This is a genomic window from Burkholderia sp. JP2-270 (genome assembly GCF_003233675.1).
Taxonomy (GTDB): domain Bacteria; phylum Pseudomonadota; class Gammaproteobacteria; order Burkholderiales; family Burkholderiaceae; genus Burkholderia; species Burkholderia pyrrocinia_C.
On sequence record NZ_CP029824.1, the window covers coordinates 1,520,211 to 1,545,407 of the forward strand.

Here is a 25,197-nt window from a genome sequence, read left to right on the forward strand (position 1 = left end):
AGCAAGAATTCTCGAGTCTCGTTCATATCTGCGATCTCCACGTCCTCCGCAGCCGCATTATTGACGGTCTTGGGAGCACCGTCGACTGACCGTAGTTGGCCGAACGCGGCGGGCCGCCGCCCTGCGACGTGCGACCGGCGCAGATCGACCCTGAGTCGACATTGGAGCAGATTGGACTCTTCGTCAGCAATGTGGCGCATTGCCGAGGTTGTCGGCATCGCGCACTCGCCTCGCAATGAGCTTCTTTGCCGCTGCTCTCTTTGCCGGTCCGCGCCTTACTGCTGCTACCGCCACACGATATCTATCTTCAGTGTAATAGCGCTATGCTTCAGGGTCAGCGATGTTGGACATGCACATCAGCTCAAGGCTCATACACCACGAACCGCGTTCGTTTGCTAAAAAGCAACCTGGAAAAGGACTTCGACTTCAATGCCACGGGGAAAAATTTTTGGCGGACGAATTGCAATCAGCGGCTTCGACTACCAGGCGATCGTAATACTCGACCAATTGTTCGATCACTTTGATCAGCACCCTGGTGACGCACGTGCGCGCCCCGAAGGACAGGATGATCTGGACTTGATTTGGGTTGAAAATGGCCTTGAACGACGTCGACACGTGCAGGTCAAGAAACCGCGCACAACAGATCAAGGCGCCCTCAAGAAACAACCGTGGCGGCTTTCCGAAGTCACGGAGGAACTCCTGCCCAATACCTTAGACCAGCTCGCGACAGCTACCAGTCAGCAAGCGTGGATTTTGGGCGACACGGTGGATTCGGAAGTCCGACGTCTTGTCGAAGCCGGTAGCGCAGCAGCGAATCGCGAGGCTGACCTCTACTGGTCGACCGTTCATCGAATGGCTCGTGCGGAGATACGCGATGAACTCTCCGGTACAAAGCGTCGATCCGCGCTTAAATGGAGTTTCAAATACCCACCCAATGCCGCCAATGAAGCGCGCAACCTCCTGATTGCCGCATACAGCAAGATCTTGGGCGCTGCAGATGTCAGTGCCCAAGTTGTGCGCCGCTACGAAGAGCACGTTGTCCGCATCGACCAGCAGCTTCCAGGCGTACTCGCGCGGATCGAAATTCTGGATGATTATGGGTCTGAGGCTGAGGTAGGTCAGCGCTTTCGTGACAGGCTGCAACGTGAGTATGGGCTGCCTGCCGACGTCGTGGAACACAACCTGTTCGGCAACTTCCGATCTTTTATCAACGACGTCGCCAAGCGGCCTGAAGAGACGATTGATCGGTGGGGTTTCGAAGCACAGCTCCGCAGCGCCTGGCCGCAGATGAGTGCTGCGTCGGAGCCACCTGATGTGCCAGCAGGCGGAGTCTTGCGACCGGATCTGACCGATAAATTGGTCAAGCCCGGAACTGCCACGGTCATCGAGGTGATTGGTATCTCTGGGTCAGGAAAGACAACGCTTGCGGCTCAGGCAGCCTCCGCGCTCGAAGACTACGATCCGCGTCGACTTCCGATCTACGTCCGTGTGCGGGCAGACGCGGCATTTCGAGACGTTATATCCGGTGTCTCGTTCCACCTGTTAAGAAGGGGCATTCCCGAACTGTTCGGTCTCGCGGTGGAAAGCAAGCCTGCCGATGAGACAGTGATCGACCGCCTGGCGGAAATATGCAGTGGTCTGCCCCGGCCGGTGCAGTTGCTGTTTGACTTGGTCGAAGGAGCGGCCAGCGCCCAATTCGGCCACGACCTTGGTCGGTTTGCCCGCGCCTTGACGCCTAGTTCGTGCCGCCTCGTGGTATTTGGCCAGCAGAGCAGTTTCGGCGCACTAAGTCCCGTGGAAACCGAAAGCGCAGGCATCCTCACTATCAATATGCGCGGTTTCCGTTGGAATGAGTTTGTCAGCCTCGTAGGCCATCATCACGTCGACGCTGACAGACAAACGCTGTGGCAAATATTCAACCGGGTCACCGTTGGCCGGCCAGCTGGTCTCTACGCGCAGTTGGCTGAGGCTCTTGCCCGTCAACCGTCGCTTCAGGCGATGCTGGCTATCGCGAGTAGGCCACCGGAAGATATGGTATCAGCTGCTGAGCAAAGCCGTTTCAATCAGCTCGCAGACGGTGTCAGGTCTGCGGCAGAACGGCTTGTCTGCTTCGCTCTTCCATTTAGACGAAGCGATGCCGAAGCGGCTTTCCCAAATGAAAATGTTGGCGCTGCTATCAAGGCGCTCGTTAGTCTCGGGCTGCTCAGGATGGAGGCCGAAGGCCTTCTAGAGATGCATGAAACCGTTCGTGCTGGGCTGGAGTCTGGTATTGCGCCTGTCGTGCGGCAGCGCGCCCACGACGCCTTAGCGCGGTGGTATGCCGGAAAGGGCGACACCGCCGCCAGGATATTCCATCTTGGCAAAGCGGACCGCACCGCTGAAGCGGATTGCCTTGCTCGAGAAACGTTCCTGCAAGGGGGAGCGTGGCGTAGTCTCGCCGGCTATGTGAAGCGGCGGGCGCTGGTCACTGCGGAAGAGATCGTTGCGGTCGCCGCACGTCCCGAGCGCATTTCGGATTTCTATCTCCTTGGATCCATTTTGCCGGAACGTGCTCCAGAAGGCGTAGATGGCCTTTTCATGGACATGCTCGCCGATCAACGCTCTCGCTACTTCAGCGACCATGATTGGGCACGCCCCGTCGTCGAAGCGATCCTCACGCTGAATCCTCTTCGGTTTTACGACCTCATCGTATTTACCGTAAGCCACGGGGCAAACGCGGAAGAGCGTCGGCAGGGCTTGACATGGCTTTTGATTGCCGCCCGGGATGGGCGTGGAGCGATTGCACCCGAGATAGTAGCCTTCGCAAAGTCTCAACCAGATGACATCCAGTGCCTGCTATTGCCGGTCCTATTGCGCGATGGCAGGCGCGCAGCTCTTATGCTCGCCTTCGAAATCTTCTCCCGTTCAACAGGTGACGAAAGACGTCGCAATGCCCCTTGGAGCGGGGTGAAGTTGAAGGTCGACGGACGAGAAGATGTCTTAGAAATTCTGGCGGCACTGCCGAAAGAGTCGCCTTCGAAAATGATCACGACTCGATCGCTCGGATTCGGCCCGATTGGATCCCTCATCTGGACGGTGCGGCGTCAGATACGTCCGTTCTGCGTCGACCTCATCAAAGCAAAGGGCGGTGATACTGAACTCAAAACCGCAGCCTGGAGGGTTCTTATTTATATCGGTCACCCGGCATTTGAGGCCTTGGTCGATCCCCTAGCGCCCGAACCTATCCCGTTAGACTACGCTCTTCTAGGGCCAGCCTTCGCACCAACGGCCTACGATGTCGGGCGATATGAGGCGCTTTTGTTTGATCCTTCGGCGCCGCTCTCCAGTCGTCAAGCTGCACTCATGGTGCTTCTTTACCTTAACGTAGATTTTGGGGCACTACGGAATCGTCTGGCCGATTTACCGGAGGATCCATTAGCCAGCATCTGGAATAGTCTGTTTGTAATGCTTTTTGCGAAGCAACCGTTCGCCGCCGGCGTGCCGATATTGAAGGCAGAGTTGTCTTCACAGTCAGGTACCTCATCGACACCTAAGCTCCTCCTACCCAGCCTCATAGCAGTTGCGGAAGCTCCTTGGGAAGAGGTCACCGATCTGCTCGTGCAAGGCATTAGGCACGGTGACTCGTCAATCCGAAGTGCCTCTGCTGCAGGACTTGCTCGCCGTCGCTCCCGGTTCGCGGCGGGAGCACTGCGGTGCCAATATGCCGTCGAAACGGATCCCAAAGTAGTCCCGCATCTCGCTCAGGCCCTTGCAGCATGCGGACCAACGTCGACCAATGATTTGGCACGCGAGTTCGTATCACCTGACGTTGCGTTATGGAAGTGCTTCATCGCGATGCGGACTCGGGACGAAAGCTTCGCACCACAGCTCGTAAAGCTTGCGACCGACACTTCGGTTACATGGGTGGTTCGGCGCGTCGCCATCTGGGCGGCAGGTCGTTTACCTTTCGCTGCGGCCCTTCAAAAGATCGCCCCGATAGTTTTGGCGGAGAAAACGCCTCTGACGATCGATCTCAACGACAACCTACATGCGCACGCATCTCTCAGCCACATGCTACAGAATGGTGTGTCAGAGTTGCTGTCCGGAGGCGAGGCAAAGTTCGTCAACTTGATCGCTTCTATCTTGGCACAACAGTGGGCCGATCTAATAGCAGCAGGCGGCTTACCATCGCCATCCGAGGCAGCCCGATGGCTCTACTTCGGCTTGACGAGTGACCCCTCGCACGTGGGCGCCCAAATATTGCTGAACAAAGTTCAAACGCCTCTTTTGCACGCCGCGGTCGTTCGAGCGTTTCGCCTCGCCGGTCGCATGCAGGACATAGATGACGTGCTGGCCAGCGCTTCTTCCGTCTGGTTGGCAGTGAAGTGCCTGCAAGAAAGGCGCTGGGGCCGCGACAACGATCCGGGCCTGTGCCCGCGACTGCGCGCAATCCTCGCATCTTCGCCGTGCGGTGACGCGCCCATATTGGGTCGGATTGTCGACGAAATCGAAGCAAGTCGTCGCCTGTCGGGCGCGGTGGTGAGCGAAACGCCCGCTCCAGAACAGCCTGCGCATGGGCCACAGCCGCCCCTTGCCTATTCGGCCGCGGTGCGCTTGCTCCGTGGGGGCTCCGACTTCGGGATCGATACTGGACAACCCATCGCACTTTCCCCCTTGACCCGTGAGGAGGCGCAGAGACTCTTGGCGCTTGCGGACCCTGCCAACGATCCTTCGACAGCGGTCGTGCGATTTACACCCACAATGACTTTCACTTCTGAAGGGCATGTCGTGGGTCGAGAGAGTTCGACGTCGACAGGTGGTGAATCTGTCTCCGAGCGGCTTCGCCCCGCCATTGCTGCGGCTAACCGGTTCGACCTACCTATGCCTTGGCATGATGAACGCTTGCGATGGCCTTGGACCCAGACTTATGCCTCACAATTTATCGCTAGCCTCGGTGCTCAGGGCGACGCCGATCGCCTCTACCAGGCGCTCGACGCAGACGCCGACATCCTACTACCTTTTCTCGGTAGCCTTAGTGGCCTTAAGGCGACCGGACCGCTTCTCGACGATCGGCTTGTACCGATTCTCCATCGCTATCTCTCGCTGGGCGACGATGCCTTCTTCGAAAGTCTCTGCAACCTCGTGAACCGTATTTCGTCTCCGGCAGCCGTCCCCCTTCTTTCCGGATTACTCAGACGATGGGCGTCTCGGCTTGACATCAGGTCGTCCGACTCACTGACCGGAGACAATGAACTGTGGCGCGGCTTTGCACGGCTCAGAGAACATCCACGTTTTCGCGAGATCGCTGGATGGCGGACCATTCTAGAAATGGTATTGGCGGCAAACATATGGTGGTTTCGCAAGCAGGAAATTGTGCGGATTCTCGAAGGCGATCCCGGCTCTTATGCCACCATCGAGATCCGTCTGGCGCGAGAAGAGAACTGGGTCCACTTCAGTCGATGCGAAATCGATAGTTTGGATGCGGCGGCTGAGCGATTGTTCCAGGAGACGCGCTAGGGTCTCGGTCAACAATCGGATGGTTGGTTAGCGTTCGTTGTCCGCGCGCCCGACTTGGTGAACGCCATGTCCTGGCCTGCAGGGGAGCAAAGCACGAGGTTGGACAGTCGAGGCAAACATTCTGCAGCGAGAGCGGTCCTCATCGCTCCGTAAAAATGTGCCATCTTGAGAAAAGTTCCCCCGGTAAGAAACTGGCTACTGGATGGGTCGTTGCGATATTTGAAATCATGCTTCGTAATTTAAATAAATTACTATGATATGGATAACTAAACAAGTTAAATAGACCTATAGACTGAGTGGCAGCTCAGGCGTATGTTTTCATTGCTGTCGCCATTGCACCCGGATTGCCCAGGCATTGCTTGACCTAAACGGTTCGATGTTCGGTTGCCCACGAGTCACACGGCACTTTGTCAGTGAAATCGACGTAGTTCTTGCCGTGGGTATAGAGGCGGGCGGCGGACGCCACTGTTCTCGGTCCACGGTGACGTTAGGCAGGTACGGAAAAGCTATTCCAACGTTTGAAGTCGCGAAATGCGTGGCGATGTCTGATACCTGCGACGGTAGGGCTGCGTTGGTGCGTTCAGTTGCGGAGCGCAACGCTTTTTCGAGCGGATCGCCGTACGAATGCGTGAACTCAAACGCTGGACAGTGAGTGCATCGGACGCGTGAACCGGAAAGAGCAAGCTTGGCGTTCCCGGTATTTGAGGCGTGTCTCGTTTGTGAACTAAACCAGGAGGTGTGACATGTAGAAAAGAAAAAAGCCAATCGAGGACGAGTGGCTTTTTGTCTTGGCTCTTGACGAGCGCGGTACTGCGGGACTGGACATCCTCAGTATCGTTCTCCGAATCAGCCAAGTCAAGCCCTTTTTGTCCCCGCGTTTTCAAAGTACGACGCTCCAGTACCGACGGGCGTCGGCGCTCGCAAATCAACCGCGCGAATCGCACAACCCAGCGGTATCAACCGCGATCCGCGGCCTGTCTTCCGCGTCGCAGAGGTGCAAACATGGGAAAGGCAATGACTTGGGAAAAGCTAAGACAACTGATCGACGAGGGTTATGGACAAGGACATGGGGACATGTACCGTCCTTTCATTCAGATCCGTCGAAGAAACTGCTCGCCGAAGGGGAATCAATCGGTCGGCCCCCTTCCAGGATGCGTCAGACCTTTCCACGCACTGACAAGGGTGGAGCGCCAGTTTGGGATGCTGTGTTACTGGCTGGGCGCTTCAGACGTCAGGGAGCAATTGCCTGCGTGGCCGTTCCCGCACCGGCATCCGCTCGCCGGTGTAAGGGGAACATCGCTGTTCGACAACATTACTGTGCCGGGACTGATCGAGCTGGCCGCGGAGGCAGAGATAGAGCACGGGGTCTTCCCTGGAAGCGATGTTCCTTATGTGGCAACGCTCGACGTCGTTGCCACCGTGACGGGAGCAGCTGCTCCGCGAATGGTAGTGATCTCCTGCAAAGCCGGGGCTGACTTGGCGAATGCACGCCTGACGTCACGAATGATTGAGCGCCTGGAACTCGAGCGCCGTTATTGCAAATCCGTTTCGGCGAGATATCACGTAGCGCATGAGTTGGCGCTTTCCAAGTCACTTCTCTCCAACCTGGAGGTCTGCGGCGTTTCGGTTTCGCAACGGCATCTCATATGCGAGGCGGCCGGCTTCGAGACGTTCAAGGAAACCCTCAAGGAAGCGATCGAGACGACGTCCATTCGCTGTGCTGTTGAACGGGCCGTAAGCCGATCGCGTTTGAACCCGACGCTTGCGTGGCCAGCATTCCACCTGCTCGCGTGGTGCCTCGAAATCGACATTGATCTCTCGCACCCTAAAGTGACGTCGCAAGGAGCCGTGCTGGGTGGTCGCCTGCTTCGTGATGCTTTGCATCGCCAGCTACTTTCGGAGGAAGCGGCGTGATTAATATCAATTCAAACCATGTTCTGAGACCGAAATCGGACTGTGCACCGTTCAGCGGTTCCTGTCGTGTCGTTCTCGTTACTCGACAAGCCGACAGTCTCTGGGCAATCCAAATATCACGCGCCGACGGCCGTCCCATTCCGTATCATCGGATGCCGCGGCGCTATTCGATCAATGCAATCGAATTGTTCATCAGGCAGCAGTCGGTCACCATTTTTGACGAGCCGGTGCCTGCCGAATGGTTGCTCTCAGACGCTCAGATTCAGGCGCGCTATGGACGCAAAAATGAAGGGCGTCGGTGTAGCCTGTTGGCGAGGCGCGACGCTCGTTGGGCGGTAATTGAACCTATCGTCACCGCGCATACATCCTTTGAACTTCTGGAATGCGGTTCTTATCAGCCGGTGGTTGCGGCACGTGCTTTGGAACTTGGCGTGCCTGTCAAGAAGGTGGCCGCAATACTGCATCTGTATTGGGCGGGAGGTGGCAGCGTTAACGCTCTTCTGCCGCAGTTTCACAACTCGGGAGGGCGGGGTAGAACGCGCGTTCAACGCAAGAAACTGGGGCGCCATAACATAGCAGTGCGAAATGGATACTCTGGGTTGGAGGGATTCCGGGTCGACGAGGAGGATCGTCAACATCTTCGCTTCGGTTGGGAAACGTTTCTTCGTCCCGGGATAACGGTTGAGGCCGCATATCGACGGACAATGGAGGCCTTCTATCGGGAGACGATCGAAGAGCAGGCAGATGAACAGATTCCCGCCCTAAAGCCGGCGCACGAGCGGCCGACGCTCCGACAGTTCCGCTATTGGGGGCAGGGGGGCAACGCGCTGAGATCGGCCTCTTACTTCCAACTGTATGAGGGCGACTTCGAAAGGAACTTCAGGGCGCTGGCAGGCACCGCTCGTGACGGTGTGACCGCAGTTGGTCAACTCGCGTACTGTGATGCAACAACAAATGACGCGCATCTAGTGTCGGTTGTTTCCCGGATAAAGCCTGTCGGGACATTGCACAGAATAATGATCGTGGAAGCCTTTACGGGGCTGTGGGCGGGCGTCTATTGCGGCTTCGATGCACCCTCGGCGAGAACGGCACTGATGGCCGCCGCAAATGCAGCGCTTGATAAGGTTGCTTTTTGCGCACGGTTCGGTGTTCAGATTTCGGCAGATATGTGGCCCGCAATTACGTTCGCCCGATATCTCGGGGACAACGGTGAGTTCAGATGCGAGCCGTGTAAGCAGAGCATCTCCGGCCTAGGCAGCACGCTCGAGTTTGCACCGACAGGCCGCGCGGATAGCAAAGGTCCGGTCGAATCAAGTCATCACCAGTTGCATTCACGATTCGATCACAAACTGGACGGATCGACGCATGGTAGGCCCAGGCGACGGGGTGAAGATCATCCTGCTCTCGATGCAGTCTTGACGTACTTCGAGTACATGAGACATCTGATTCGCCGTATCGTGCATTACAACAATTTTGAACGTTGCGAGCAGCTGCTTACCACAGAGATGCGTCGAGACGGTGTAGCTCCGACCCGTGCAAGCATCTATTGCTGGTGTGTCAAAAACGGGTACGTCGCAGGAGGGCATCTGTCGGCGGATGAAATTAGGGCCCACCTACTCCCAGTGCTGCCAGCCGTGTTGACCGGATCAGGCGTGTATCTCGTACGACCAGACCGAGGACGGAAAGTCGAGTTAATCAGCGGAGCCCGTTTTGTTGGAGAAGTGCTACTTCAGAAAGGGTGGATGTTGCGAGCGCGGAAGAGGCACGAGCGGATCGAAGTTCGAGGTGATCCTGATGACTTGAGCCGCGTTTGGCTGGTTCACGAAGGACTTCATGAGTTAAAGAACGTGTCATCTGATTCTCTCGCGGTACGAGAGTGGACGCTGGTGGATCACCTTGTTGTGCAGGATGGTGACGCATTGGATCGGCACCTTGCTAAGGGTGATCTGGAACAGGATGAAACGGTCCTGGATTCGGCATTGTTCGCGGATATAGACAAAGCGAAACAAGAGAAAAAGGGTGAGATCGACCAACTGGGGAAGCCGCTCTCGAAGAAGCAACGGACCGCCTTCATTCGAAGGAATCGTACCGAGGAGAAAGAGCTCATTCGGTCGGAAGACGGCGTATCTGTGCGGCGCGCAACAGCCAAAGCTGCTGGGGGATCCGAACTGAAGTCGACGACTGCCGCTCAATCGGTACATAAATCGAAATCGCGCTCGCCGACGCATGATCTGTTGCGGCGTTTCAGGGAAGCTAGGAGAATGAAATGATGGACAATAAAGGGGCTGTAAATCCGCTTCTTGCATCGCTTCCATTGCCCGTCGATTTCGACACTCTTCCCGAACTCCTACTTAGCGAGCCGTTGAGCTTTGAGCTTCTCGGTACCAAGTCACCTCAGGAGCGGGCACATTTGCTCGCCAAGATAGGCAGTCACTTCGTTCCCACATCGACAGCAATTGACATCGCGGATGCAATACTGGTAGCTATCTATGCCGGCTACGAGGAGCGCAACCCTTGCCTCGCCGAAGTCAAAAAGAGACGATATCTGGTAGGGGGCTGGCAAGGATCGTTCAGAAGCGGAGGCCCGGCCTTCGTTGCCAAGAATGTGCGATGCGTAACGATCGAGGGTATAACCGGTTTGGGAAAATCCACAATCGTTGATCGGACGTTAAGCCTGTTGCCGCAGGTCGTCATCCACGGGCCGAGCGAATCAGCGGGATGGACTATGCAGAAGCAGTTAGTCTGGGTGAAGGTCGATATGACATCGGACGGTTCCAGACTCGGCTTCTTGATGCAGATGTATCAGCAAATTGACGCAGCGTTGGGAACCGACTACTTTTCGCAATTTTCGGCGAAGAGATGGCCCATTGAACAGCATATGGTTTCGGTCGCAAAGATTCTGTACAACTGCTTCTGCGGTGCACTCGTCATCGAGGAAATACAAGCGCGGAATTTTGCCGAGGCTGCTTCCCGGAACGTCATGCTATTGTTTTTCCTGCGTTTGGCAAATCTAGGTATTCCGATCGTGCTTATCGGTAACCCGCTTGGGTTCGAGGGATTCGCTGATTTCTCGCAAGACGTGAGGAGGTTGAGCTCGGGCGGGCGCTTTGAACTGTGGCCTGCGTTATCTCCTCAAGACGATGACTGGGCTGAGTTTCTGGTACCGGGGATGCTGCAGTTCAATGTGATGTCGAAACCACCAGCGATAACGCACGCGGCGGAACTGCTGTTTAAGTGCACCGGCGGCGTATACGACTTTCTCGCAAAGCTGCTTGCGCAAGCGCAACTTCTTGCACTGCGGCGCGGGCAGGAGTGCATTTACGATGCTGACCTGCTGGACGCATACGATGGCGCTACCATCACGGCTTCCCACAACCTCATCCGCGCGCTTGTCGAGAGGAACGAGGATGCGCTTAGACAATTTAGCGATATCCCGTCTGCGGCATTTGGAACCCGTTGGGTTGCCATGGGAGGCTTGGGTACCTCTTTGCCGGGTGGGAAGGTGGTCGCGCGTGCTCCGGTTACCGAAGTATTGAAATCATCAAAAAAGCGGTGGCCACGCTTTCAGGTTGCCGAGAGAATGTATAAGCAGAAAGTTGCTTCCGAAAAAAGAAGGGGTGGGCAAGATTCTGAAAAACAGCAGCAGCTACCTCCGGAGGATTTGCGATCTCAAGGGCTGAGAAGCGTACTGCTGGATAACTTTGAAACGATGAGACGTCGGCGCGAACGCGGCAAGTCGTAACAGCGGCGGTCGGTTGGGCCTAGATGTCAGCGGCCGGGTATCGGCGCTGACATCGAATTTGTTCGGCTATCTCTGCCAGTCGGGCGGCGGATCGCGGCATCTTTTCCAGCCTTACGGAGAACGGCACCGTCCCGAGCGTACGAAGAACGGTGTTTGGCGTGATCCGTGAGGTTCTTGATAAGGCGAGATCGCGGCGTTCGCGGTCAATTGATTCAAGAAGGATCGCGTCGCGCTCCGCCCAATTCACCCAAGTACCATAGCGACGCGATCGTGGAAGGGGGCGCGGCGTGTTTGCGGTAAGCCATGAGCGGTCATGCCGGTAAAGCCAACGCCAGGGACCACCGCACGCCTTGATGAGTTTTGAGCGCGTGCAGTCAGGGTGGGCGCGAACGTATTCGAGAATGATGGCCACACACTGATCTCGATGCGGCCCGTTTCTGTCGACGCGCGAGAGTCCGTTATGAGCGTTTGCGGAAGTGAGGTTCGTTTGCGAGCCGCGAGGTCGGTCCGGCTCTCGGCACATTGTGCGTTCCCATTCATACGTCGATACGAATTGATTCCACGATCCGAAGAGAAAATCAATTAGAACCAGATGAGGAAGCGTATTGAATGTCTTTGTTGTGGTGCGAAGTATGTCCGCGAGGGCATCGGTCTCTCTGGATAGTTCAGGACGGCACAGGCGCACGGACATCGGCAATCTACTAATGTACGAGCCCAAATGCTTTTGTAACGACGCAAGCCTCAGACGGTTTCCTCGTGATAAAAATCCGGCCGCGTTAAGCCCGTGTCGATACGTGTGGTAGAGCGCTTCGGCGCTGAATTCGCCAGGGAGCTGTTGCGCCAACGCTGCCGCGGCGAGAGTGGCTAGGTTCAGCGCACCGCTTTTTGCTGCTGCATTCTGCATCTCCCCGGCCGAGCGCACCCACCGCAACTCGTCAGGTAAGAGTAGCGTAGTCTGCTTGCCCTGACTGATCGGTGTCGATTCGACCAACGGTGATGAGTGTATTGGACACATGATCACGCCTGGCAATTGATGAACACGATGCCAATAGGCGACCCCCAGTGTCGCCAGGTCTTCGCTCATGCAGTCCTCGCAGGCCTTAACGGCCGACTGTGGTCCCGCCGCGCACGCACGGAGACCAAGATCGTCCTTTAGGGCTGCGACGGATTGGCCGCACATCTTTTGAATTGCACGCTCCTCAACCGTTCGATCGCGAAATCGAGTAAAGAAGGGCAGACAAGTTGCGGTTGTTGCGAGTACGGCAGGGTCCGACAGTTGCCCGTGCAGGTGATGGCTCAAATCGCGTAGCCGCCGAGGAAAATCGAAAAGCAGCGCCGCCTTGTCATCACCGAGAAAGATGCGGCTCGTGGTGATAGCGCTGGCATATCCACCCAAACGATGAGCGCGAGCGAGCAGACTGAATACGGTCTCGTCCGAAGCGAGGTCGGGGAGTGCAATTGGTTCGATGATAGTGCCGGATCGATTCATGCCCGCGACTCACTTCTGGTTGGTGTTTCCATGCTAGGCCCGGCAATGCGCAAGTGGCAATTTTGATATTGCATGGAATTATGCAAATATGCATAATCGGAAAAATGGACACTGCTGACAAAGAGCTACTTTCCTGGCTGCGGGCTGCAATCGCTGATCGACGGCTGACGCAGCTCGAAGTCTCGCGCGCAACTGGGGTTCACCAGTCGCAAATCAGCCGCATTTTGAAAGGGGAGGTCAAGCGAGCGTCGGAAAATGTTACTGCGCTATGCCGTTACGCGGCCGAAGCTTCCCGCCGGACTTCGATTCCGCAGGAAGTTCCGGCCGCAGCGCGGGCACGAGCGCTCCTCGATGAGCTCATGAATGGGAGCGCCGAGGAGCAGCGCGCGATTGCCGAATTGCTGGCTCAGCTTGTCGTCGCCCGGAATGCGTCGCGACGAAGGAGGAAACGTGAAGCATAGCGCGGTCTGCATCCCTGCCAGCCCACGAGGCGCGACATTGTTCTCAATTGTTGTCGCGGCACACAGGATCTCGGGTAACGGTCTGAAGAAAGCGACGCTGAGGCAGTTGTTTGGTCGCGCCGACGCAAACATTGTTAGTAGCTTCTCTGCGAGTGCAATTCTTGCCGAGGAAATGGGGCTCGTCGAAGACGGTGCCGATTTGCTTTCGCATGCAGGACTGTTTGGCTTTTATGCATCCGCAATGTCCAAGGTGCGAGCCGAAGGCTGGCTCTCAGCTTTGCGATGTAAAGCCTCCGGCCGCCACCGTCCGCAGCAGTTCATCACAGGTATGGCGCAGCAGAAGTTAGTCAAAAGAGCCATGTATTGCTGCCCACGGTGCGTGAGCGATGACGAAGAGAAATACGGTCTAGCCTGGTGGCACACAATTCATCAAATCCCGGGCGTCCACCATTGCCCTATCCATCGCGTACCGCTACTCGGCGCTTGTCTTGGCTGCGGACGCAGTCAAGGATCAGAACACGAATGGAATCTTCCTGCGTCTAGCTGCCCTCACTGTGGAGCCTCCGCATTTTCTACTTCGACGGCGGCAGGATCACATGGTTATGAGCGTCACCTTTCGCTCGTCCAGCAGGTATGCTTGGGGCAGGGCGAATTCCTCCGGCCGCAAGCGCGGAACAAGCTGTTCAAGATGGCGTTCGGCGGGCGAGGTCGTCCGGACGTCCAATTGATTATCCAAAGAATGCTCGAGATGTGGGGGTGTACGACTCTGTCCGAATTGTCCTCGGTATTAGGCTCGAAAATCACACCGCAATTCGTAGATAAGGCGATTCGCGGCGCGGATGCGGGCGTCAACCCGAGTGCTCATCTCGCTCTTGTATCCGTTGCGCAGTCAACTTTGCGGTCTCGATCAGGAAAGGGTAGGGATCCGCTTGGACCGAATGACGAACTGTCTCGGACCCGATATCCGCCTACACTCACGCGCCTCGAGGCTGCACTGGACAGCGTTGGTTTGCCAACGGGAATAGCCGCGCATCTCGGTAGCGGCTTCAGTCTTACAAAGATTGGCGCAATTGAGGCCATCCCTTATCCTCGGCTGAGGCGGCAAGTAGGGCGTGTGCTTGAGAGAAACATTGACGAACTCTGTTGCTTTGACGATGGCTCAGTCGACCAAACAAGCAAGCGAATGCTGGAAACATTGGCGGAGAAACTACGTGGACCGCTTCGCCGCAGCAACCGATTCAGCCCGCAAGCTAACGTCCGCGGATTTGAGGAGCTTCGAGCTCTGAACCGCGCCAAGGTTGATCGCTACCTCCAGCAGGGCATCCGCACACGTAAACAGTTGCACTACAAGAATTCTGATCTGGGTGACTGGTGCCGCATGTTTGACACAGAGTGGTTCGAGTCGGTGTTACCGATAGTTCCGCAATCGGAAAGAAGGGGTGTAGGACGACGAAAAGGCGGTCGAAATTCGAAAGTTCGGGACGCTATGAGGCACACGGCGTGCGCGGATCGTCCAGATGGAGAGGCGCTGACGCCAGAGACTCCCGAGCAGTGTTAAAACATCCATCGGTCTTGTCCGCGAAGTCACAGAGCTGATGAATGACGACGAACATTGTCGTTCCCGATATGGTCGCGATGTGGATCGAATACAGATGAAGTGGAACCACTCACGATCGAGGCTTATAGGATCTCGGCCGGGTCCTTCAGGGGTGTCGACAGCTGATCGCGGAGTGGGCGGCTCAAAGACAGTTGCGCTGTCAGACTTGACTGTCGCCCCCTGCAACTTTGCGAGCGTCCATCCACGCTAGCCAGCCACGGCGGTACGCGCGTGCATCAACAAGAGCGTTGTGCATGCGGTTATCCTTCTGATACCAACTAGATACCGCCTGATCGTAGACCGTCGTGTCGATCAGCGGCCGCAAGTCATAATACGTAGCGGCTAAATTGATCGGAGGAGGGTTACCCAATAATTCCAGCAGGAAGGCGAAGTCTGTGCCGGAATCGCAAGCGATTTGAACGGCCCTCGGAGCATTGAGAAACCATTCGCGTAGGCGAGCGCGTCCTTGCTCGCGCGTGATAGGCGCGCCTTCGAGCAACGGCAGCACTTCTTTTCTAACGAAAGCCGTGCAATCATCGATTTTCCACGTGTCCGCGAGTTCGAAATACAACTCTCGGCGACCATCCTCGGCGACAATCCCGAGGCTAATTAGTCCGGGAGTTCGCTGCTTGAGGCCGGTGTACTCGGTATCTAGGAACAGTAACATGATGGATACCTTTGTCCTTCATCGCGTCGGTGAGACTGGACTTGCCCCTGTATCTCCGGACACGCGCTAGAACAGACTCGTCAATATTGCGAATCAGGTGTTCGACAGATATCCGTAATGATGCCATCTGCGAAGACCTTGCCCTCCCACATCTGAATTTCCTTGCCGACGGCCAGAAGTGGGGCAACTAGGGCGAAAGACAGAAACTTTACCGGTACATCGTGTTCGTGACCAAGTTCGAGAAGTCGACCCTCCAGCAACCAGCGACAATCGAAATGCCGACCGTCGATGATCAGAGGGCAACCGAAGTGCGTGCCTGGATTTACGAACACCGGCCGATTTCGTCCTCCTTCGGCCGTGGTTCTGAGTCGAAGAAGAAGTACCACATCCGGTTGCATCAGACTCCTTCCCTGACCATGGATCGCCTGAACTCACGTGGAGAGCGATATTTCAAGGCGCCGCGAGGATGCTGCTCGTTGTAATGTTCGACGGCGGTGGCGAGATTGCGCACGGCATGCGTCTTCTGCGGTTTTCGCTACTGCCTGCCGATCGAAATCACTGCGGCATCCGGGAGTCCGGTCGGACCTGCGAGGTCGGGCGCTGTGGCGACACGACCGTTTCTCGCGCACCAGAGCATAAATGTGTGCATGCGTTCGATATCGTTGGCGCCGTCGCACAGCGGGCGCAATTGCCCCCATGGAACCTCTTTGGAAACGCCAGGCGATACGGTTGCATCGAGAATTTCCTGAAGCAGTGAATCCATGTTCGGCTCCCTCGTCGGCCCAGAGCAATCTTAGGAAAAACGCCCGTGCTCCGCTAGACGGAGTGGAGACGTTCGTGTCGGCTGGGGCGCGAGCTGGCGAGTACCATGCGCGGCGGGCGCGAGGACTGAACGTTTGCGCATGCGGAACCCCTTTGAACGGGGACGTCCGCTGGACGTCATCACCGCGACACTGCGCCGAAGTCGCAGTGGAACTGGAGACCGACCACGTGGGTGGCGTCGCCCGCGGCGGTGTCGAAGTAGGTCAAGGTGCCGTCAGAAATCCCGCTCGATCAACATTTCATCGTGAAAGACTGCAAAAACGGCGAGCAGAATTCGTTCGGAATTTCGCAAAGACGGTGTGGCGACGTCGTGTTTCTGGGTTCGATCGAGTATGAAATATCGTCAAATGCGTGCGATATCATATTGGTGATTTGATACGATGTTTGGCGTATCAATGGGATGAGCGTCGTTCTCCGTCGCCTACATTTTCCCAACAATGATTTCGATACAGCGAGAGCGACGTGATCACCGGTCCGGACGTTCTTGCCTCCGCGGCCGTGCGGGGTATCTGAGAGGAAGGAAGAACAAAATGGAAGCCAGGGCATCCTCGGTCGGGGATCTGTCGTCGAGCGGTCTTTTTGACGCTTTTCACCGGGGCATTTTGCAGAATGATCGGCTGCTGAAACTCGATACGCCCCTTGGCGCGAATACCCTCGTTGCATTACGTGCCGAGGGGCATGCAAAAATAGGGCGCGACTATCGGTGGACTGTCGATGTAGCGTCGATGCGCACCGATCTTACGCTTCTGTCGTTGATGCATCAGGCCGTCACTTTGTGGATTCAGCAGGAAACCGCGCCATTCGCTGAGTCGACCTACCTTCCCGTCCACGGCTTTGTACACCGTATCGGGATGCTGGGTGCAGATGGTGGCCTGGCTGTCTACCAGCTAGAGATCTCGTCGGCTTTGCACTTCCTCGGGCATACCCGAGACGATCATTTTTGGCTCGAAAAGGATGCACGGGAGATTCTGGCGAATGTGTTCGACCGATATCCGCAGCTGCAAGGTCTCTATCGATTCGACACCGTCAGCACCCCGCGGGTGCGCTCGTATTGCAGACAGGCAGAGTCCGACCTGAATTTCGTCCATCGGCTGCTCGAGGATGAGGGTTGGTATTTCTACTGGGAACACGCGACTACCCAGTCAGGGGAGCCACCGAAGACGACCCTGGTCATCGTCGACCGTCTTTCCTCGCTACCCCAGCCAAAGGATGCGACCTATACTCGCGGCAACGCGAGCAATGAAAGCAATGGCGTGGCGCAATGGGCAGCTATCCAGACGCTCCAGAGCGTGCGTTATACAACGCGTTCATTCGACTACAAGCGCCCGAATTACGACTTCGAGGCAGTTAGCGAAATCGAGTCGACGACCTACGAGACCGAGCAGCGGCGACAACGTGAAACGCAAAGCATCCCGACGGTGCCAATGGAGGTCTTCGAATCGACGCCGTATGGGTATCCCACCACGGATGCCGGTGGATCTCGCGCGCAATTGCGCACGCAGGCCTGGGATGCACAGGCATTGCGCTACGCGGCAGTCGCCGGATTGCGATGGATCGACGCTGGGACGCGTTTCGTGCTGCACGACCACCCCCGGCATTCGAGCGCGGACGCCAAGCACCGCGAGTTTGTCGCAATCGAAGCGCGATGGCTCGTCGAAAACAATGTGCCTATCGCTCGCCAGGGAGCTGCTTTCCCGCACAGTTTGCAGCGGCGAGTTTCCGATGCAAAAGCAGTTCGCGGGAGCGATTTCCAGTCGCCGCCACACCCGGCCGACGGCGAAACTGGATTCTTCGTCGTGGACGTCGAAGCTCAACCCACGACTATCGAATATCGGAGCCCGTTCGAGCACCGCAAACCAATCATGCATATCGAGCATGCAATCGTGGTGGCGCCAGAGGGAGAAGAAGCTTGGGCCGATGAATCGAATCGAATTCGCGTGCGTCACTCATGGGACCGCCAGAGTCCTGCAGGGTCTTTCAATACATCACCGTTGCTGTTGTCGTTGCAGTCCGACACCGGGAATTCGTACGGCTCCGTACACGTTCCGCGCGCGGGCGAATGGGTGGCGATTAGCCACTGGGGCGGCGATTGTGATCGCCCGTTCGTGCTTGGACGGCTCAATGGCGGTACGACTCCACCGCCTTGGCATACGAATGTGTTGCTATCGGGTTTTCAGTCGAGTGGGTTCGGCGGTACGGGCGCTTTCAACTCGTTCGTTCACGACGACTCAACCAATCAAGGTGCGACGCGACTGACCTCCTTCACGGGTTCAAGCTACAGCTCGTTCCATCAGGGATATCTGATCAGCCAAGACCGGAACAAACGTGGGCGTTACCTTGGTGCCGGTTTCCAGATTCACACCGACGACTACGGCGCGGTACGAGCGAACCGCGGCCTTTATTTGAGTACGCATGCCAAAGCGCACGACGCAGAGCAGCTCGACGTCGTTGAGGCGAGGGATCAGCTGACGCGATCGGGCATGCTTGTTGAATCGCTATCAAGCGCCAGCGCGACGGCGCAGGCCGAGTCGCTGGAGGGAAGTCAAGACACTCTGAAAGCCGTAGCCAAGGCCACCGAGCATCCCATTTCAGGACAAACTTCCGGGGGTAGGACCGATGGCGGCGGAACAGGGGAGGCCAACGGATTCGCCACCCCGATGATCATGATGGCCACGCCAGCCGATATCGGATTAACGTCCCGACAGTCGACTAGCATTGCAGCGGATCGACACATCAATCTGACCAGCGGCGAACACACTCACCTTGCCACGGGCAAATCCCTCATCGTTGCGGCCGCAGAAAAGATCAGCCTGTTTGTGCAGAAGGCGGGGATGAAGCTGTTCGCTGCAAAGGGCAAGGTCGAAATCGCTGCGCAAAGCGACGCGTTGAGCCTGTTCGCCGATCGCGACGTAACGGTTACCAGCAATCAAGGTAGAGTCGTAATCGAGGCGAAGCAGGAGCTGATTCTGAAGTGTGGTGGCTCGTACATTCGCATCACCGCGGAAGGTATCGAAGACGGCTCGCGAGGACCTCGCACGATCAAATCGGCCTCGTTCAGCCGTCAAGGTCCGAGCTCGATCGCTGAACACATGAACAGCTTGCCTAAGACCGCGTTCAATGACCCCTATGTGCTTCGCCACTCGATCACAGGTGAAGTGCTCAAGAATCACCCGTACGAGTTCGTACGGAGTGATGGAACAGTCATCAAGGGCGTGACGGACGAACTCGGTAAGACTTCGGTGCAGAAAAACGTGGACGTCGAGACGATGACTGTGCGTGTGTTGCCTCGCACGCTCAACGACGTCGGCTAGCGGTCCGAATCGTGGATCGCGTCAATCGCCATCAGCACATCTTGAATCTCTCCGATCAACCGCAGTAATCGTAGGTACCGGTATGGGTCCGAACAATTCCGGCAGCAACAACGCAGCGAAGCAATCCGATACGGTCGTCATTCAAGGGCAGCACGAGCCAGGCGGTGGGTCGTCTGCGAAGGTGACGTTAACGCCGGATGCCAACAAATGCACTAAAGAGTTTCATTGCGACCCGCGGCCACCTATCCCGGTGATTTTTATTCCCGGGGTGATGGGCTCCCTGTTAATCAACAGAAATACCGGGCAGGAGATTTGGAATCCGCCGAATGAAACCAACCGCGCTGCGATAGCATTCGGCTGGAATGGATACTTCTCAGATGCGTCGGAGCGCGAAACAAAGTACGACACATCGTCGGCAGTCGTCTCCACGCTCGGCGCGATCGTGACGACGGGTTGCGATCTGACGGCCGACGAAGCGCGAAGGCGAGGCTGGGGATCGGTCCATTCGAAGAGCTACCATGGATCGCTCGCTTGGCTTGAGCGTGAGCTCAATCACCCAATGAAGGCGGGAAAGCTCCTTGGCGCCTGGGCAAGCGGTGACCCGAAAGGTGAAGACTTCACTTTGAATCCGGTCATCGGGACAGCGCCATCGAGCTACGGCGCGAATGGTCCGGGTATCGACCCGCTTAAGGTCGACTCGGATGAATTTAAGAAGTTCTGCCAGTACCGATATCCGGTGTATGCGATCGGCTACAACTGGTTGCAATCGAATCTGCTGTCGGCCGAAGACGCTGTGAAGGGCGTTGACTATGTCGATCGGAAAACCCACAAGAAATACCATTTGATGGGCATCAAGGAGATCTGCGCCGAGAACAAAGTAAAGAAGGCAATCATCATCACCCACTCCATGGGAGGGCTCGTCGCCCGCATGGCTTCAGTGATAGCGGGTTACGACGACTTGATGTACGGCGTGATCCACGGGGCGCAGCCAGCGACTGGCGCACCGTTGGCCGCACGACGGTTTCGCGCCGGCGCTGAAGGGGAGGGGGCAATCCTCAATAAGGTACTCGTGGGGCGAAACGCGCCGGAATTCACGGCAATCACGGTCAACGCACCCGGGCCGTTGGAGCTCCTTCCGATGCCCGACTATCACGACTATGAACCATGGTGGGTTGTTCGCGACATGAAGCGACAGGAAGTACTCGCCCTGCCGAAGAAGAACGACACGCTGAAGTTGTTCACGTCACAGGCGTGGTACGGCTTGGTCCCCAACCAGTCCGACGCAATGCTCGATCCTGCTGGAATTGCCAAACAGCGCCTGCAAACGACTCAGCCTGGCATGACGCTGCAGAAGAACTTTCTGACGACAATGCAGGACGTGGTTGACCGGCAGCATCAACTTATAAACAACTATCATCCGAACACCTTTGCTTTCTACGGGAACGGTCCCTTGCGACGGTCGAGCGAGGTTGACCCGACAAAGGGCGGTACAGCCAAGGCTCCTACGAAGCAGGAGACCACCGCACCAGCGGATAAGCTGCTCACCTTCGGCCGAATCTATTGGCGTGGTGACTTCCCAGCAGGTACGACCGAAGAGGACCTGATGAAGGCCGAACTCTTGAGCGACGACCAGAAGGGCCAGGTCCGTATTCGCGTCAAGGGGCTCGTCTGTACACTCTTTGCGGAGATCATGGATCCCAATTTTCCGCAGGAGCGAGGCTTGATCTTTGGGGATGGCACGGTGCCGAGCTGGTCTGGGGAATCCGTCGCACGTGGCCTGAAGGCCGGTGTCCCTGGCGAAAAGGCGAAGGGTGTGCAGATCGCCTTCACGCAGAACGGGTTTGATCACCAAGGCTGCTTCGGTCATCCGTGGGCGAAGTGGGCCACACTCTATAGTATGGTCAAGGTCGCAAAATCGATCGACGTTCCCGTATGACAACATTAAACCAGTTCACAAATCGAATCGCAGTCGCGCTCGTGGCCTTCTCGGTAGGGATGGCCGCGTGCTCGAAGAGTAATCCGTCGGAGTTGCCTATGACCACCCCCGTGATGCATGACACCCGCCCGTGGTGTATTGGCCGTTTCGTTGTCGACCTTCCCCATGATGCAGAGGTGTACAACCAAGAATATAAGTACATGGGGTACTCGATCGATGTAGCGAAGAACGTAGGTCAACAGGAATTCGTACGGAGAGTAGAGGCGCGCGAGCACGAGCTGAAGACCAAGCTGCGGGTTGATCCGCATAATTCCTTCTCGCCGACGAAGACACCGTGGCTCCATCAGGCGGTACAGCCCAATGACTACTCGCGTCTCTTTGTTTTCGGGCGATACGACGTCCCGCCCGCCGAGCTCTCATACGACGTGGAAGGGTACGCGTGGTCGCACGACACGCAATTCACCCTGAAGAACAAGTTCGGCGATGGTTATGACCAGAGCGCGGTCCAGAATGCGTCCGAGATCCTGCGAAATATTCGTCCGCGTGATGACGGGGACGTGCCGAACGATGGCGCATTTTGCTTTAACGGCGGCTTGATCGGCGGCAAGCAACTTCCGGCTTTCGATGCCACCGTCGCGGCCGGTCTTGTTCCGGGGCGACCGTCTAATCTGATCGTGAAGCTGCGCGAATCTGTTGCTGCCGATCAGAAGGCGTCGCTGTTGAGCGGGCTTTCGGAATTTGAGGCTCAGCTGAAGCCGTACGCGGGGCACTATAAGGTATTGCGAAAGGGCAAGCGTCAAGTCGCCGGCATTCAAGCCGAGGAAATTCTCGTCGACATCCATGAAGATGGCGTCCAGAAGTACCAGTTCTATCTGTTGGCGGCCGGGGTAGAGGGAGATCCATCAAAACCGCACACCGCCATTCAATTGTTGTTCGGCGCGGAACCTGACGCGGTGAATCCCGCCTCCGTGACGACGTCACCAGTGAACGAGGAACAGGCCGTCCAGGCGTGGGATGCGGTCCTGAACAGCTTCCACTATCGTGGTGCCGCGAAGTAAGGAGGAGGTGGAGGAATGCCGCGCTATGACATTGTGAAGGGCGATCTGACAACCGTTGGCGGAGTGGTGCAGGGTGGGGATGGGGCTGACCTGATAAACGGTCGCGAGCAAGCCTACGAAGATGATCCCGTCTTTTGTCCAGTCTGCAAAACCGTCGGGAAAATCGCGTGCGATGGCCCGCGGATTTCCACCACCGGTCCCGATGGCCGGCAGGCAGCGCTCAGTGACGATCTTTGCATCTGTCTTTGTTCTCCGCCACCACGTCTGGTCGCCTCGCAGACGACGTCGTGTAGCGACACTTAGCTGCCGCGACTGGCCCGATAGATGGCCGCCGCTTCGACGTCCAGTGCCTCGTTGGCCAGTGCCTTGGCGCTGGGCGGGCGAGCCCGCCACTGGCAGTACCCGCGGCGCGAGACGGCCGGCACCCTGCACAGCCGGCTCACACTGTACTGGTCCCGTCCGCATACGGCTAACGTTTCGCCGGCGATGCTTTCGTGCCTCAAGTTTTTGTAGCACGTTGTCGATAAGTTGGGCACATCTCCGAGACCTGTTGACCTATGCTACTAAACGTCCCGTGCGCCACGGTTGTCAAGCCCTTCTTTTTTCGTTTATGTGTTGGCGCGATACTCGTCGCGCTCGTCGGCGCCTGCGCTAGTACTGATCCCGCAGCGAATAACTACGTTAACAAGCCAAACACATGGTCGGTTTCAGAGCGTACGTTTAGCGCTGTCACCCGAACGTCGGCAAGCGCTGACATGAGTGCAGCAATAGAAATTCCAGAATCTGAAAAGAAGTATCGCCCGTTTTTGGGGGTGGCGATATCTGGGGGTGGAAGCCGGGCGGCGAATTTTGGCATGTACGTTTTGAAGGAACTGGAAAGGCTTGGTGTTCTGAATCGCATAGACGCTATTTCTTCAGTATCAGGCGGTTCTATCGTTGCCGCCCACTTCGGACTTTACTATCCAAAACTTAGGGGCGATTACTGGGATTTTGCTGAAAAAGATCTACGTCAGGATTTCCGAGATGATTGGCTTGCGAGACATGCCAATCCTGCTAATTGGCGAACGTTGAGCGGTAAAGGGTTTAATGCAAGTACCATACTGGCCAAAACGTACGATGACATGCTTTTTCATGGTGCGGTTTTCCGGCAAATGAGTTTTCCGGGGCCAGGGAGTCCGCACATTTTGATAAATTCCACCGTTGTTGGTGGTCCAGAGCTGCTGAGCAATTGTTTGGCACAGGGAAGAAATGCTTTCAGTCAGCGACTGAGTACGTTTGTCTTTTCTGACGACGCGTTCAAATTTTGTCTTGGCTCCGACTTAGGCACTTATTCAATCGCCCAAGCTGTTGCGGCTTCGTCAGCATACCCACTTGTATTTTCACCTGTGGTATTGACAAGCTACCCGCGTGTCATGATGGGGGATAAAGGAAATGAACCTCTTCAATATCTGCATGTCATGGACGGTGGTGTATCTGACAACCTCGGGGTTGACGCGCTGGTATCGGCGGCCAACGGGCGATGGCATCATGGACTTGCAGAAGAAAGTCTCAACACATCGTTGGCAGTTTCATCCGACAAGGTCCCTTGTTTCTTAATTGTGGTGGATGCGTTCATCGACGATGGAGAAAAACTCGAAGAAGAGTACCCGGACCTAAGACATTCATTGTTGGACAGAATCATTGACCCGTCATGGCACTACGCCTTCGACGCGCTGCTCCAACGGCGGCGCTCGGATTCATTGCTAAATCTTGGAATCGATCTCGAAGCAAGAACACCGTCCGGTGACTACACAAGAGCCGTTTCAAGTCATGCGATTCCGCTGAGGGGTGAGCGCGGAATGGTTCAGAAGCGCTATGGAGACCTCATTGTTTTGGAGCCGAATACGGGCGACTTGACATGTGGGGTTTGGCATATCTCGCTTCGTGACGTCTTTGAGCTTGGCGCCGGTACCCCCGGGTTTTTTTCCAATTTCGATAACGTAATGCTGCGCGGAACTACATATGCGCTGATCACAAATACAAAAACTGATCTTAAATTCACTGGAGCGGAATCCTGCAGGCCAGAGGTATATCAACGCGCGTTGGCTGATGCTGCGAAAATTCTTGTCCGAGAAGATGCCGAAGGATTGAGTGTTCTGCATAAGTGGATGATCGATCATTCGATCGATACCAATACGAGTTGGGCGCCCGACCCACCGGGAACGAACGGTGAACGATTCAATGTGACGGCGGTAAAGAAAGGACCTTCTGGAAAGCCTTCTGGATTAGTGAGATGCTTGAACTAGCGGACGATGGTTCGCGAGTAGTAGATTGTCTACTTGTGACGCCAACGTCGTCAGCCGGCGGACAGTGCTTTACGAATGGCAACGTTGAAATGAGCTTAAATCCGAAGCGGTTCGTAGCAACCACGCCTATTTTTCGATGGCATCGTACGAAACCATCTCCGAGCGGACCGGCATCTCCGAGCGGGACATCCGCAAGGCGATCAGTCTGTTGATCGGCACCGGGCTGCTGCTCGGAGTCAACCGCGACCACAACCACGTCTCGACCGTGAATGAGGCAAACAAGTACTACCTGACGGGCTACCAGGCGCTGGTGCAGCAGAAGAGCGGCACCCCCGACGGAGGGACCGCCGCCACGCCGGCATCGACGGTCGTAGCTGCCATTACCTAGCGCGAGTGGTTGCCCCGAGGAGGATTCCTGC

General features: G+C 56.5%; 16 protein-coding genes and 1 pseudogene. 12 read left to right on the forward strand and 5 right to left on the reverse strand.

Translation table 11 applies throughout. From position 1 onward, the window contains the following. Nucleotides 1–429 precede the first annotated feature (429 nt). The 4 genes from DM992_RS41520 (at nt 430) to DM992_RS07310 (ending at nt 11,152) form a co-directional block, all read left to right on the forward strand. On the forward strand, nt 430–5,496 hold the full coding sequence (locus DM992_RS41520; RefSeq protein WP_162631604.1) for an ATP-binding protein: 5,067 nt from the start codon (nt 430–432) through the stop codon (nt 5,494–5,496). A gap of 1,014 nt (nt 5,497–6,510) precedes the next feature. Beyond that, nucleotides 6,511–7,410: a TnsA endonuclease N-terminal domain-containing protein gene (locus tag DM992_RS07295; RefSeq protein ID WP_162631605.1), complete on the forward strand. Its 900-nt coding sequence runs from the start codon at nt 6,511–6,513 to the stop codon at nt 7,408–7,410. Continuing rightward, nucleotides 7,407–9,680 (forward strand): hypothetical protein, encoded by a 2,274-nt coding sequence (locus DM992_RS41525; protein WP_162631606.1) that lies wholly within the window; start codon nt 7,407–7,409, stop codon nt 9,678–9,680. Before DM992_RS07295 ends, DM992_RS41525 begins: the two co-directional genes overlap by 4 nt. After that, nucleotides 9,677–11,152, forward strand: a complete 1,476-nt coding sequence (locus tag DM992_RS07310; RefSeq protein WP_111016269.1) for an ATP-binding protein — start codon at nt 9,677–9,679, stop codon at nt 11,150–11,152. Before DM992_RS41525 ends, DM992_RS07310 begins: the two co-directional genes overlap by 4 nt. Nucleotides 11,153–11,171: 19 nt before the next feature. On the opposite strand, the gene DM992_RS07315 is transcribed toward DM992_RS07310, so the two are convergent. Continuing rightward, complete coding sequence (locus tag DM992_RS07315; protein WP_111016270.1) at nt 11,172–12,641, reverse strand: TnsD family Tn7-like transposition protein; 1,470 nt, start codon at nt 12,639–12,641, stop codon at nt 11,172–11,174. A 104-nt stretch (nt 12,642–12,745) separates the two neighbouring features. On the opposite strand from DM992_RS07315, the gene DM992_RS07320 reads away from it, so the two are divergent. Then, nucleotides 12,746–13,102 (forward strand): helix-turn-helix transcriptional regulator, encoded by a 357-nt coding sequence (locus tag DM992_RS07320; RefSeq protein WP_162631607.1) that lies wholly within the window; start codon nt 12,746–12,748, stop codon nt 13,100–13,102. Beyond that, nucleotides 13,092–14,660: a TniQ family protein gene (locus DM992_RS07325; RefSeq protein WP_162631608.1), complete on the forward strand. Its 1,569-nt coding sequence runs from the start codon at nt 13,092–13,094 to the stop codon at nt 14,658–14,660. Before DM992_RS07320 ends, DM992_RS07325 begins: the two co-directional genes overlap by 11 nt. 199 nt (nt 14,661–14,859) lie before the next feature. On the opposite strand, the gene DM992_RS07330 is transcribed toward DM992_RS07325, so the two are convergent. From DM992_RS07330 to DM992_RS41535, 3 genes are all read right to left on the reverse strand, one after another. Beyond that, nucleotides 14,860–15,366 (reverse strand): hypothetical protein, encoded by a 507-nt coding sequence (locus DM992_RS07330; protein WP_059668182.1) that lies wholly within the window; start codon nt 15,364–15,366, stop codon nt 14,860–14,862. An 80-nt stretch (nt 15,367–15,446) separates the two neighbouring features. Then, nucleotides 15,447–15,764: a hypothetical protein gene (locus tag DM992_RS41530; protein ID WP_131753839.1), complete on the reverse strand. Its 318-nt coding sequence runs from the start codon at nt 15,762–15,764 to the stop codon at nt 15,447–15,449. A 137-nt stretch (nt 15,765–15,901) separates the two neighbouring features. Next, a complete protein-coding gene (locus DM992_RS41535) occupies nt 15,902–16,129 on the reverse strand; it encodes a hypothetical protein (RefSeq protein ID WP_155626692.1) in 228 nt (75 codons plus the stop codon). Between the two features lie 589 nt (nt 16,130–16,718). On the opposite strand from DM992_RS41535, the gene tssI reads away from it, so the two are divergent. The 4 genes from tssI (at nt 16,719) to DM992_RS07350 (ending at nt 22,796) form a co-directional block, all read left to right on the forward strand. Continuing rightward, entirely contained in the window at nt 16,719–19,499 is a 2,781-nt protein-coding gene (gene tssI / locus DM992_RS07335; RefSeq protein ID WP_111016272.1) for a type VI secretion system tip protein TssI/VgrG, read from the forward strand. An 82-nt stretch (nt 19,500–19,581) separates the two neighbouring features. After that, nucleotides 19,582–21,435, forward strand: a complete 1,854-nt coding sequence (locus tag DM992_RS07340) for a GPI inositol-deacylase (protein WP_230943682.1) — start codon at nt 19,582–19,584, stop codon at nt 21,433–21,435. A gap of 98 nt (nt 21,436–21,533) precedes the next feature. Further along, nucleotides 21,534–22,493: a T6SS immunity protein Tli4 family protein gene (locus DM992_RS07345; RefSeq protein WP_111017849.1), complete on the forward strand. Its 960-nt coding sequence runs from the start codon at nt 21,534–21,536 to the stop codon at nt 22,491–22,493. 15 nt (nt 22,494–22,508) lie between these two features. After that, the gene (locus DM992_RS07350; RefSeq protein ID WP_111016273.1) at nt 22,509–22,796 is read left to right on the forward strand and encodes a PAAR domain-containing protein; all 288 of its coding nucleotides are present in this window, start codon (nt 22,509–22,511) and stop codon (nt 22,794–22,796) included. Here DM992_RS07350 and DM992_RS07355 read toward each other — a convergent pair. Further along, nucleotides 22,796–22,951, reverse strand: a pseudogene (locus DM992_RS07355) (IS3 family transposase); the annotation flags it as partial. The gene DM992_RS07350 and the pseudogene DM992_RS07355 overlap by 1 nt on opposite strands. Nucleotides 22,952–23,248: 297 nt before the next feature. Here DM992_RS07355 and DM992_RS07360 point away from each other — a divergent pair. Beyond that, nucleotides 23,249–24,778 (forward strand): patatin-like phospholipase family protein, encoded by a 1,530-nt coding sequence (locus DM992_RS07360; RefSeq protein ID WP_111016274.1) that lies wholly within the window; start codon nt 23,249–23,251, stop codon nt 24,776–24,778. A 136-nt stretch (nt 24,779–24,914) separates the two neighbouring features. Beyond that, nucleotides 24,915–25,166 carry a helix-turn-helix domain-containing protein gene (locus DM992_RS07365; RefSeq protein WP_111016275.1) on the forward strand — a complete coding sequence of 84 codons (252 nt, stop codon included), beginning with the start codon at nt 24,915–24,917 and terminating at the stop codon, nt 25,164–25,166. Nucleotides 25,167–25,197 lie beyond the last annotated feature (31 nt).

Excerpts from the sequence above, each read along its gene's own strand:
- DM992_RS41520 (WP_162631604.1), top strand. The coding sequence starts at position 430 with ATGCCACGGGGAAAAATTTTTGGCGGACGAATTGCAATCAGCGGCTTC.
- DM992_RS41535 (WP_155626692.1), bottom strand. The coding sequence starts at position 16,129 with ATGGATTCACTGCTTCAGGAAATTCTCGATGCAACCGTATCGCCTGGC.
- DM992_RS07315 (WP_111016270.1), bottom strand. The coding sequence starts at position 12,641 with ATGAATCGATCCGGCACTATCATCGAACCAATTGCACTCCCCGACCTC.
- DM992_RS07345 (WP_111017849.1), top strand. The coding sequence starts at position 21,534 with ATGACCACCCCCGTGATGCATGACACCCGCCCGTGGTGTATTGGCCGT.
- DM992_RS07330 (WP_059668182.1), bottom strand. The coding sequence starts at position 15,366 with ATGTTACTGTTCCTAGATACCGAGTACACCGGCCTCAAGCAGCGAACT.
- DM992_RS07360 (WP_111016274.1), top strand. The coding sequence starts at position 23,249 with ATGAGTGCAGCAATAGAAATTCCAGAATCTGAAAAGAAGTATCGCCCG.
- tssI (WP_111016272.1), top strand. The coding sequence starts at position 16,719 with ATGGAAGCCAGGGCATCCTCGGTCGGGGATCTGTCGTCGAGCGGTCTT.
- DM992_RS41530 (WP_131753839.1), bottom strand. The coding sequence starts at position 15,764 with ATGCAACCGGATGTGGTACTTCTTCTTCGACTCAGAACCACGGCCGAA.
- DM992_RS07340 (WP_230943682.1), top strand. The coding sequence starts at position 19,582 with ATGGGTCCGAACAATTCCGGCAGCAACAACGCAGCGAAGCAATCCGAT.
- DM992_RS07365 (WP_111016275.1), top strand. The coding sequence starts at position 24,915 with ATGGCATCGTACGAAACCATCTCCGAGCGGACCGGCATCTCCGAGCGG.
- DM992_RS07320 (WP_162631607.1), top strand. The coding sequence starts at position 12,746 with ATGGACACTGCTGACAAAGAGCTACTTTCCTGGCTGCGGGCTGCAATC.
- DM992_RS07295 (WP_162631605.1), top strand. The coding sequence starts at position 6,511 with ATGACTTGGGAAAAGCTAAGACAACTGATCGACGAGGGTTATGGACAA.
- DM992_RS07350 (WP_111016273.1), top strand. The coding sequence starts at position 22,509 with ATGCCGCGCTATGACATTGTGAAGGGCGATCTGACAACCGTTGGCGGA.
- DM992_RS07310 (WP_111016269.1), top strand. The coding sequence starts at position 9,677 with ATGATGGACAATAAAGGGGCTGTAAATCCGCTTCTTGCATCGCTTCCA.